This is a genomic window from Enterobacter sp. 342 (assembly GCF_036663495.1).
Classification (GTDB): domain Bacteria; phylum Pseudomonadota; class Gammaproteobacteria; order Enterobacterales; family Enterobacteriaceae; genus Enterobacter.
Map to the genome: position 1 here is coordinate 1 of NZ_JAWUEI010000061.1, position 9,376 is coordinate 9,376.

The window sequence follows — 9,376 nt, forward strand, 5'->3', positions numbered from 1 at the left end:
GAAAGCGTGCGTATTGCCTGAAAACACAACCCGCTACGGGGGAGACTTACCCGAAATCTGATTTATTCAACAAAGCCCTTTTCATGCGCAAAGCTTACGGGGTCTGAATATGCTCAGTAAAGACAGCTCTCTAGAAACCGCAAAAAACACAGCAGATAACCTGTATCAATTAATGGAATTAATTAACTCCAATATTATTGATATGGATATCGAGCAAATAATTTCTCTGTCTGGCCTCTGCCTTGACTTGTCGGCTCAGGTTTCAATGTGGATGGATTCGGAGTTTGAACGTCGTGAAAAACAACGTAATTGAAACCTACCGACGCCGAATTTTAAAGGCAGCTTTATTACGCCACCAGCGTAAAACGGGCAGTAACTGCCTTGTTATTAATCTCAATAAAGGCGGCATTAACACGGTCGAGTTAACAGAGATTCTTCTTGATGGATTATTGAGAAAATTCGAAAGGCTTGCGATCAGTGAGTACGGGAATGTCGAAGGCGTAAAAGCTATCAAGGGAATTTACAGCAGCGCTGTTGATGTTAATGGCAGCGGTGAATTCCTCACAGATAGCGGAAAGGAATTAATCGACGAACTCATTTCTGAGCTGGTTGAGTTCGTCAAAAAGCAGAAACCAGTTAATGCGGAGATCGGCAATGGCTAACCAACAAACAATGCTTTATCAGGGTGTGCTGCTCCCCCGCCCCGTGTTGAACGTGGATGTGCATGTCCTCCCTGATTTTACCGGGCGGGTAGTTCTGCATATCAAGAATGGGAGAGTGATGTGTGATCGACCGTTACGCAACGATGAACATATTGGTGATTTAGACGCTTTCATTGAGCTGATTCGCTTAGCTGGAATTCAGTATGGGGAGGTAACTGGTGGCACTGACAGCGATACGAATTCCTGAGTGGGTTCACCTCAAAGCAGCACACGTTTTAAGCCAGTTCAGAGCAAGGCGCATTCACCCCTGCCGTATGCACGGCTCCGGGAATTTGAGCCTCAAGGTTAATCACCGCTGGCGGCTACTCTCCCGCGATGGCGGAAAGAACTGGGAAGTAATGAGTCACGAACGATACAGCAAAGTTAAGGACCGGAAATGAACGATAAACGCATCAGCACCACCTCAATTGACAGCGCCTTTGCCAAGGAGCTGCAGCCCGTTTACGTCGTATCACGACACGGCTACTCGCGCCGTTTCCTCAGCAGGAGCGCAGCGATCAGTAACCTTGCTCACTACATGGTAACCAAAACTTTTCATCGTGCCGGTTTGAACACCAACGAACCAGACGAACCTGTTTTCAGCAATGGTGTGCTCGTCAACCGCATGGGCCAGCACACACAGCAATATCTCTTTGCACATAGCCGATGCATGCGGCGCATTCGCCGAATTCTGGACCGTAAGCGCGAAGCACGTAAGTGGCTCGGAAAGTGGGACGCCATGCATGACCGATTCGTGAAAGAGCAGGCAGAACTGCAGGCCTGTAAACCAGAGGGGCTTCGCTGATGATTGCTTACTTACGCGTTGTCCTCTCGCTGGTAATTGTCGCCAGCGTTTATGGCCTTTTCGTTCCGATCCTCATTTCGATGAAGGACACCACAGCAGTGTTATCCGGTTTTGCCCTGGCGATCATGACCCCGCCGTGCATCTACGCCATTTGTAAGGGTCTTGTTGTAACCGTAACTAAGGAAAAGAAATGAAAAAAGCAATTATGGCTTCAATTATCGCGCTCTCTGCCATCGGTCTTGTAGGTTGCGATCGTGTCGAGCCCGGCAACGTGGGTATCAAGGTGAATAAGCTGGGAGACGACAAAGGCGTCGGTGAAGTGGTTGGCGTAGGCCGCTATTGGACCGGCTGGAACACAGAGGTCTACATCTTCCCAACCTTCAAACAGATGAAAACCTACGACGACGCATTCAATTTCCAGATGAGTGACGGCACTACGATCGGCTATCACATTGGTGTCGCCTATAAAGTTGATCAAACCAAAGTGACCACGGTCTTCCAGACCTATCGCAAAGGTGTGGACGACATCACCGATACCGATCTGCGCCAGAAGATTGCCGATGCCCTTAATCGTCTCGCAAGCCGCATGAGTACCGATAAGTTCATTGACGGCGGGAAAGCTGAGCTGCTTGAAAACGCTCTGAAAGAGATCCAGTCCGACATGGGGCCGGTAGGAATCCAAGTTATCAGCCTTTCTTACGTCGGCCGTCCGGAGTACCCGCCGACAGTTATCGACAGCATCAACGCCAAAGTCACCGCCAACCAGAAGACCCTGCAGCGCGAGCAAGAGGTGAAACAGCGTGAAGCCGAAGCAAACATGCTGCGCGCTGAAGCAGATGGCCAGGCAGACGCAAAGCTGAAGCTGGCGGAAGCGGAAGCGAAGTCTATCCGGATTCGTGGGCAGGCCATGCGCGAAAACCCTGAAGTGCTTCAACTGGAGGCCATTAACAAATGGAACGGCACTCTGCCCCAGTACATGACCAGCGGCGCCAATACTCCATTTATCCAGGTTAAGTGATTCACCAGCCCGGCGTAAAGCCGGGCACTCAGAAGGATATCGAGCATGAACACAGTAACGATCAATAACAAACAGCTGCCGGCAGTCGAATATCGCGGTCAGCGTGTTGTGACATTCGCAATGATTGACGAAGCTCACCAACGACCAGATGGAACAGCAGGACGTAATTTTCGTGAAAACAGGAACTACTTTGTAGAGGGAGTCGATTACGTTGAATTAGGTTCCGACGCTATACGCCGGGACCTTCCGGAAGGTGTGTTTTCTAAGTTTGCGCCCTCTGGAATTGTGCTTTTCGAATCTGGATATCTGATGGTGGCGAAGTCACTCACGGACGATCTGGCCTGGCAGGTTCAGCGTGAGCTGGTTAACAGCTATTTCCGAACTCGCGCGCCGCTGACGGAAATTGAGATGATTGCAGCAATGGCCGCCGATGCCGTTCGCCAGCAGAAGCGCCTGAATCATGTTGAAGAGCAGATCGAAACTGTCACAGAAGCGGTGGAGAACATCAAACGCGGGACCATGCGCGCCGGATATGTTGGTTACCGCCAGGTGGTAGCTAAAAGCGGAATGAGTGACGCCAAGTGCCGGAATTTGGTCAATGCCTACCGCATCCCGACAGACACGCACGAATTTATGACTCCAGACGGGCTTTTGTCACGTAGGGCCATCGTCGAACTGGAGCCGTTTATGGCCGCGTTTCGCCAGATGATGTCAGAAGCTGAACCGCGCGGCACCCGCTGGTATCACCCTAAAATGGGCTTGTTCCAAGCGATCGGCTGGGAGGGGTAACGGTGAAAAATAATGAATTCTGGAATCCTGCTGGCTCTGTTGAGCTGGCCCACCAGCAGGCGCTGGAATGGGTATGCGATGCGTATCTGTTCTATCTGGTGAGTCTGCATCGTCGCCCGGTGTACCGCCACCAGTACGGCGACATTTCGCTTAATCAGCCAGCATTGCAGGGATTCATCGATTCGTATCTGGAGGACAAAGGCTGGGATATGGAAAAACGCCGGGCCCATTACATCAACATTCTGGACCTTATCAAATATATGCATCGCAGCAATTCGGACTTCATCGACTGGGGCACGGTGCCAACCCTAACCCCAAGGGGAATCCGCTGGATGAATGCCTGTTTCTCAAGGCTTGGGGAAATGGTTAATAGCAGCGGTGGCTGGGAAAACTGTGTCAGTAAAGAAGAGATTAATTGAAAATGAAAAAGACATTAATCGAGACAGACAACCTGAACACAATCAGCGATTGCCTGCAGCAGCTTGTTAACGCAGAAGAAGCACAGCTCAGTATCGAAGAGCAGCTGGCGAGATCGAACAGCAGCAGCGAATGGAGTGCATGGCGGAAAAAGGCAGAAAACGCGCTACGGGTGATCAAAGGTAAGCGCCGCATCATCACAGCTCGTCTGGCTATCCTGCGCCATGAGGAGAAGGAGCGCAACCTGCAGCTGCACCAGCAGCACAATGATTTTCTGGTTCAGGCTCTTCGCGAAATTGTAACGCCCTCTTCTTTCGCGCGGTGCGTGCTCGTGGCTAAAGATAAAGTGGAGGAGATCCATGCAAACCAGTGCTGAAATCGTTCTTCTGGTGCCGAATGACTGGGTTAGCGAAAAGGTTCTGATTGCGGTTACCGGGCTTAAGCCCGGAACCATCACCCGCGCCAGAAAAGAATCCTGGATGCTGGGGCGTGAGTACCTTCACATTTCACCAGACGGCAATCCCAAGCCTTCGAGCGAATGCATGTACAACAGAAAAGCCGTCGATCAGTGGATCGAAGCTCAGAAAAAAAATCAACCAGGTGCGAAGACAGCATGAAAAGCAGTACACTCGTCAGCGCTCCTGGACGTCAGGAGGGATTAATGGCTAATGCATCATACCCGACAGGCGTCGAAAACCACGGCGGTTCACTCCGTGTCTGGTTTCTGTATAAAGGCAAGCGTGTCAGGGAAAACCTCGGAGTCCCTGATACAGCCAAAAATCGCAAGATAGCCGGTGAGCTTCGTTCTTCGGTTTGTTTTGCGATAAGAATGGGGAATTTCGACTACGCGGAAAAATTCCCAAACTCACCGAACCTTGCCCGGTTCGGTCAGGATAGTAAGGAGATTACTGTGCTGGAGCTTACCGAAAAATGGTCCGAGCTGAAGAGGATGGAAATCAGCTCAAACACCATGAGTCGGTACGAGTCCATCATAAAAAACATGCTTCCCCGCATCGGCGAAAACAAAATGGTTTCTGCGGTTACCACTGAGGATTTGCTGTACGTAAGGAAGGAGTTGCTGACAGGTTTTCATGTGATGAAGAAGGATCACCGGACGCAGGTAAAGGGTCGGAAGTCCTCCACCGTAAACAATTACATGATGCTAATGGCCGAGATCTTCCAGTTTGGAGCAGATAACGGCTATGCAAAGGAAAACCCGTTTAGCGGAATTAACCGCCTCAAGAAAGCGAAGGGCGAGCCAGATCCACTCACGACAGACGAGTTCATCAGGTTTGTCCAGGCATGCGGCCACCAGCAGATGAGAAATCTCTGGTCACTGGCAGTCTATACCGGAATGAGGCATGGGGAGTTGTGCGGTCTGGCCTGGGAAGATATCGATCTGCAAGCCGGGACAATTACCGTAAAACGCAACTTAACCCAGACGGATGAGTTCACCCTGCCAAAGACAGACGCAGGCACTGACAGGGTGATTTATCTCATTCAACCAGCTATTGATGCCCTGAGGAATCAGGCCCAGCTGACGCGCCTTGGCCGGCAGTATGAGGTTGAAGTGAAATTGCGGGAGTATGGCCAGTCAGTCATACATCCATGCACTTTCGTTTTCAGCCCTCAATGCGTTAAGCGTGGGCCCAGAAGAGGATATCACTACGCGGTTAATTCGATTAATAAAATTTGGGGTCCGATAATCAAGCGCGCCGGTATTCGATACCGTAACGCCTACCAGTCACGACATACCTATGCGTGCTGGTCATTGTCAGCTGGCGCGAACCCAAACTTTATAGCAACTCAGATGGGGCATACAGATGCTCAGATGGTTTACAAAGTGTATGGAAAGTGGATGTCAGAGAAGAGTGCCGAACAGGTTTCTCTGCTCAACCAGGCGCTTTCACGCTTTGCCCCATCACTGCCCCAAAGCATGGTAGTAGCGCAGTAGAAAACCTTAAATTCAAGTGGTTAGCAGCACTATTGCTACATTTATATAACATGGGGCACAAAATGCCCTCGACCATAAAACGCGCTTATGTTGTGATCGGGGTTCAATAAATCACTAAACAAGGTATACTCCGGAGTTGTTTATTGTACTAAACGCTCCTGTGAGAGGATGCTACTGCGCACCTATGACTCAATTCGCTTCTCCTGTTCTGCATACGTTGCTGGATACCGACGCGTATAAACTGCATATGCAGCAAGCCGTTTTCCACCATTACTATGACGTTCATGTCGCGGCCGAATTCCGCTGCCGTGGCGACGACTTGCTCGGTATCTACGCAGACGCTATTCGTGAACAGGTCGATGCTATGCAGCATCTGACGTTGCAGGACGATGAATATCAGTGGCTTTCTGGCTTGCCTTTCTTCAAAGCCGACTACCTGAACTGGCTGCGCAACTTCCGCTATAAGCCAGAGCAGGTCACTGTACTTAACGATAACGGTAAGCTGGATATTCGTCTTGAAGGTCCGTGGCGGGAAGTGATCATGTGGGAAGTGCCGCTTCTGGCGGTGATCAGTGAACTGGCCCACCGCTACCGTTCACCGGAAAACGGTGTTGAACAAGCGGTCGCCGCGCTGGAAACCAAGCTCGCGGGCTTCACCACGCTGACGGAAGGACTGGATATGTCCCGCTTCCGCCTGATGGACTTTGGCACCCGTCGACGTTTTTCTCGCGACGTCCAGGAAGCCATCGTTAAGCGTCTGCAGCAGGAACCGTGGTTTGTGGGCACCAGCAACTACGATCTGGCCCGTCGCCTTAACCTGACACCTATGGGCACCCAGGCTCATGAATGGTTCCAGGCGCATCAGCAGATAAGCCCAGACCTGGCTAACAGCCAACGCGCGGCACTGGCCGCATGGTTAGAGGAGTACCCGAATCAACTGGGGATCGCCCTCACCGACTGTATTACGATGGATGCCTTCCTGCGCGATTTTGGTCCCGAGTTCGCTGAGCGCTATCAGGGGTTACGTCATGATTCCGGTGATCCGGTTGAATGGGGTGAGAAGGCTATTGCCCACTACGAAAAGCTGGGTATTGATCCAATGAGCAAGGTTCTGGTCTTCTCCGATAATCTTGACCTGCCGAAAGCTGTTGAGCTCTATCGGCAGTTCAACACCAGAGTTAACCTCAGCTTCGGGATTGGTACCCGTTTGACCTGCGACATTCCTCAGGTAAAACCTCTGAATATTGTTATAAAACTGGTGGAATGTAATGGCAAGCCGGTGGCGAAGCTCTCCGATAGCCCGGGTAAAACCATCTGCCATGACAAAGCGTTTGTCCGCGCGCTACGTAAAGCGTTCGATCTTCCCCAGATCAAAAAAGCCAGCTAAGTGCTTAAGGGAGCCTTTATGGCTCCCCTCTCCTTATTTATTTCTCAATTCTTCTCTTTTGACTGCGAAATTTGCTTGTCTGATAGCAGATGGCAGGTAACATAGATATCCCCCGATAAGGGTGGACAAGTGTCTATTTTTTCCGACTATTAACAGAGAGAATATTATGAGCGTTGTGCCTGTAGCCGACGTACTCCAGGGCCGTGTCGCCGTTGACCAGGAAGTCACCGTGCGCGGATGGGTGCGTACCCGCCGAGATTCTAAAGCTGGCATCTCCTTCCTTGCCGTCTATGACGGTTCCTGCTTTGATCCTGTACAGGCCGTCATTAATAATTCTCTGCCCAATTACAATGATGACGTTCTGCATCTGACGACGGGTTGTTCCGTTATCGTTACCGGTGTCGTTGTGGCATCACCGGGCCAGGGCCAGAGTTTCGAAATTCAGGCATCCGCAATCGAAGTGACCGGCTGGGTTGAAGATCCGGATACTTATCCGATGGCGGCAAAACGTCACAGCATTGAGTACCTGCGCGAAGTCGCTCACCTGCGCCCACGTACCAACCTGATTGGTGCGGTAGCGCGTGTGCGTCATACGCTGGCCCAGGCGCTGCATCGTTTCTTCGATGAACAAGGTTATTTCTGGGTGTCTACCCCGCTGATCACCGCGTCCGATACTGAGGGTGCAGGTGAAATGTTCCGCGTCTCGACGCTGGACATGGAAAACCTGCCGCGTACGCCAGAAGGTAAAGTGGATTATGACAAAGACTTCTTCGGCAAAGAGGCTTTCCTGACGGTTTCTGGTCAGCTTAACGGTGAAACCTACGCCTGTGCGCTGTCAAAAATCTACACCTTTGGTCCAACCTTCCGCGCCGAAAACTCCAACACCAGCCGTCACCTGGCGGAATTCTGGATGCTGGAGCCTGAAGTGGCATTCGCCAACCTGGACGATGTTGCTGGTCTGGCGGAAGCGATGCTGAAGTATGTCTTCAAAGCGGTCCTGGAAGAACGTCCTGACGACATGAAATTCTTCGCAGAGCGCGTAGACAGCGATGCTGTAGCGCGTCTGGAGCGTTTCGTTTCAGCTGACTTTGCACAGGTAGACTACACCGACGCGGTAGCAATCCTTGAGAAATGCGGTGAGACGTTTGAGAACCCGGTGTACTGGGGCGTTGACCTGGCATCTGAGCATGAACGCTATCTGGCCGAGAAACATTTCAAAGCACCGGTTGTCGTGAAAAACTACCCGAAAGACATTAAGGCCTTCTATATGCGCCTTAACGAAGACGGTAAAACCGTTGCAGCGATGGACGTACTGGCGCCGGGCATTGGTGAAATCATCGGCGGTTCTCAGCGTGAAGAGCGTCTCGACGTACTTGACGCGCGTATGGAAGAGATGGGTCTCAATCCGGCTGACTACAGCTGGTATCGCGATCTGCGCCGTTATGGTACCGTTCCGCACGCCGGTTTTGGTCTGGGCTTCGAGCGTCTGATCGCCTACGTGACCGGTGTTCAGAACGTACGTGATGTTATTCCATTCCCACGTACTCCACGTAACGCCAGCTTCTAATCGACAAAAGCATCAATGGCCAGCAAATGCTGGCCATTATTTTATTCTGTATTGTCAGTTTACGTCAGTGCAAAGTCAGCATTTTTAAACCACCACCCCGTCACAACCGCTACCTGTTACGTATTGTTTCCGTGAAATATCCAGCCACAAAAAACAAACTCCATTCTTATTGCGATTATTACATCCTCAAGTAATAGCACAAATTTCAACCACTTTTTTAGCCATCCAGATGTCTTTATTGCATCATAAGAAAAAACGAGTCGTTTAACGTCTGTTTATATGAATTGCCTTTATCCAAATTAATTATAAGGAATTCATATATATAGAATAAATGCTGCCGCTTAATTCGCCAGGGAGTTCTGAAGTTTGAGGTGGTTCACAAAGTTCCGAAAAATACATATTTGGTTACACATATTTTCTTTCGGTTACTTAATCTTGAGAATTGTAGCACTTTCAGGCTAGCGAAACGCTTCGGTGAATGGAAAGATGCCTGTCAGATACATAAAGACACCAAACTCTCATCAATAGTTCCGGAAATATTTATTGACAGAATTTATTGACGGCAGTGGCGAGTGTCATAAAAAAACCAATGAGGGTAATAAATAATGATGAAGCGCAATATTCTGGCAGTGGTTATCCCTGCTCTGCTGGTAGCTGGTGCAGGGCTTTGTTGAATAAATCAGATTTCGGGTAAGTCTCCCCCGTAGCGGGTTGTGTTTTCAGGCAATACGCACGCTT

The 9,376-nt window shown here is 50.4% G+C and carries 14 protein-coding genes; all 14 read left to right on the forward strand.

Annotated features, from left to right (window positions below; translation table 11 throughout):
- The first annotated feature begins 109 nt into the window (after positions 1-109).
- A complete protein-coding gene (locus V6E55_RS24205; RefSeq protein ID WP_016240231.1) occupies positions 110-313 on the forward strand; it encodes a hypothetical protein in 204 nt (67 codons plus the stop codon).
- Complete coding sequence (locus tag V6E55_RS24210; protein ID WP_316944057.1) at positions 294-662, forward strand: hypothetical protein; 369 nt, start codon at positions 294-296, stop codon at positions 660-662. The genes V6E55_RS24205 and V6E55_RS24210 overlap by 20 nt, the downstream gene beginning before the upstream one ends.
- Complete coding sequence (locus tag V6E55_RS24215) at positions 655-909, forward strand: hypothetical protein (RefSeq protein ID WP_316944058.1); 255 nt, start codon at positions 655-657, stop codon at positions 907-909. Before V6E55_RS24210 ends, V6E55_RS24215 begins: the two co-directional genes overlap by 8 nt.
- Entirely contained in the window at positions 881-1,102 is a 222-nt protein-coding gene (locus V6E55_RS25925) for a ParE family toxin-like protein (protein WP_023332562.1), read from the forward strand. Before V6E55_RS24215 ends, V6E55_RS25925 begins: the two co-directional genes overlap by 29 nt.
- The gene (locus V6E55_RS24220; RefSeq protein WP_316944059.1) at positions 1,099-1,506 is read left to right on the forward strand and encodes a hypothetical protein; all 408 of its coding nucleotides are present in this window, start codon (positions 1,099-1,101) and stop codon (positions 1,504-1,506) included. Before V6E55_RS25925 ends, V6E55_RS24220 begins: the two co-directional genes overlap by 4 nt.
- Positions 1,506-1,700 (forward strand): hypothetical protein, encoded by a 195-nt coding sequence (locus V6E55_RS24225; RefSeq protein WP_032635101.1) that lies wholly within the window; start codon positions 1,506-1,508, stop codon positions 1,698-1,700. Before V6E55_RS24220 ends, V6E55_RS24225 begins: the two co-directional genes overlap by 1 nt.
- Positions 1,697-2,524, forward strand: a complete 828-nt coding sequence (locus V6E55_RS24230) for an SPFH domain-containing protein (RefSeq protein WP_316944060.1) — start codon at positions 1,697-1,699, stop codon at positions 2,522-2,524. The genes V6E55_RS24225 and V6E55_RS24230 overlap by 4 nt, the downstream gene beginning before the upstream one ends.
- A 45-nt stretch (positions 2,525-2,569) precedes the next feature.
- Positions 2,570-3,313 (forward strand): ORF6N domain-containing protein, encoded by a 744-nt coding sequence (locus V6E55_RS24235; RefSeq protein ID WP_044158720.1) that lies wholly within the window; start codon positions 2,570-2,572, stop codon positions 3,311-3,313.
- 2 nt (positions 3,314-3,315) lie between these two features.
- Positions 3,316-3,732 carry a hypothetical protein gene (locus tag V6E55_RS24240; RefSeq protein WP_316944061.1) on the forward strand — a complete coding sequence of 139 codons (417 nt, stop codon included), beginning with the start codon at positions 3,316-3,318 and terminating at the stop codon, positions 3,730-3,732.
- Positions 3,733-3,734: 2 nt separating this feature from the next.
- The gene (locus V6E55_RS24245; RefSeq protein ID WP_316944062.1) at positions 3,735-4,106 is read left to right on the forward strand and encodes a hypothetical protein; all 372 of its coding nucleotides are present in this window, start codon (positions 3,735-3,737) and stop codon (positions 4,104-4,106) included.
- Positions 4,090-4,347, forward strand: coding sequence for an excisionase family protein (locus V6E55_RS24250; protein WP_013097283.1), 258 nt, complete (start codon positions 4,090-4,092; stop codon positions 4,345-4,347). The genes V6E55_RS24245 and V6E55_RS24250 overlap by 17 nt, the downstream gene beginning before the upstream one ends.
- 44 nt (positions 4,348-4,391) lie before the next feature.
- Positions 4,392-5,684 carry a tyrosine-type recombinase/integrase gene (locus V6E55_RS24255; protein ID WP_232969743.1) on the forward strand — a complete coding sequence of 431 codons (1,293 nt, stop codon included), beginning with the start codon at positions 4,392-4,394 and terminating at the stop codon, positions 5,682-5,684.
- A gap of 184 nt (positions 5,685-5,868) precedes the next feature.
- Positions 5,869-7,071: a nicotinate phosphoribosyltransferase gene (pncB, locus tag V6E55_RS24260; RefSeq protein WP_236920392.1), complete on the forward strand. Its 1,203-nt coding sequence runs from the start codon at positions 5,869-5,871 to the stop codon at positions 7,069-7,071.
- Positions 7,072-7,237: 166 nt separating this feature from the next.
- A complete protein-coding gene (gene asnS / locus V6E55_RS24265) occupies positions 7,238-8,638 on the forward strand; it encodes an asparagine--tRNA ligase (RefSeq protein WP_028019231.1) in 1,401 nt (466 codons plus the stop codon).
- Positions 8,639-9,376 lie beyond the last annotated feature (738 nt).

What these genes read in the sequence shown, in the direction of transcription:
- V6E55_RS24205 (WP_016240231.1), top strand. Translation starts at nt 110, where the DNA reads ATGCTCAGTAAAGACAGCTCTCTAGAAACCGCAAAAAACACAGCAGAT.
- V6E55_RS24215 (WP_316944058.1), top strand. Translation starts at nt 655, where the DNA reads ATGGCTAACCAACAAACAATGCTTTATCAGGGTGTGCTGCTCCCCCGC.
- V6E55_RS24220 (WP_316944059.1), top strand. Translation starts at nt 1,099, where the DNA reads ATGAACGATAAACGCATCAGCACCACCTCAATTGACAGCGCCTTTGCC.
- V6E55_RS24225 (WP_032635101.1), top strand. Translation starts at nt 1,506, where the DNA reads ATGATTGCTTACTTACGCGTTGTCCTCTCGCTGGTAATTGTCGCCAGC.
- V6E55_RS24230 (WP_316944060.1), top strand. Translation starts at nt 1,697, where the DNA reads ATGAAAAAAGCAATTATGGCTTCAATTATCGCGCTCTCTGCCATCGGT.
- V6E55_RS24235 (WP_044158720.1), top strand. Translation starts at nt 2,570, where the DNA reads ATGAACACAGTAACGATCAATAACAAACAGCTGCCGGCAGTCGAATAT.
- V6E55_RS24245 (WP_316944062.1), top strand. Translation starts at nt 3,735, where the DNA reads ATGAAAAAGACATTAATCGAGACAGACAACCTGAACACAATCAGCGAT.
- V6E55_RS24250 (WP_013097283.1), top strand. Translation starts at nt 4,090, where the DNA reads ATGCAAACCAGTGCTGAAATCGTTCTTCTGGTGCCGAATGACTGGGTT.
- V6E55_RS24255 (WP_232969743.1), top strand. Translation starts at nt 4,392, where the DNA reads ATGGCTAATGCATCATACCCGACAGGCGTCGAAAACCACGGCGGTTCA.
- pncB (WP_236920392.1), top strand. Translation starts at nt 5,869, where the DNA reads ATGACTCAATTCGCTTCTCCTGTTCTGCATACGTTGCTGGATACCGAC.
- asnS (WP_028019231.1), top strand. Translation starts at nt 7,238, where the DNA reads ATGAGCGTTGTGCCTGTAGCCGACGTACTCCAGGGCCGTGTCGCCGTT.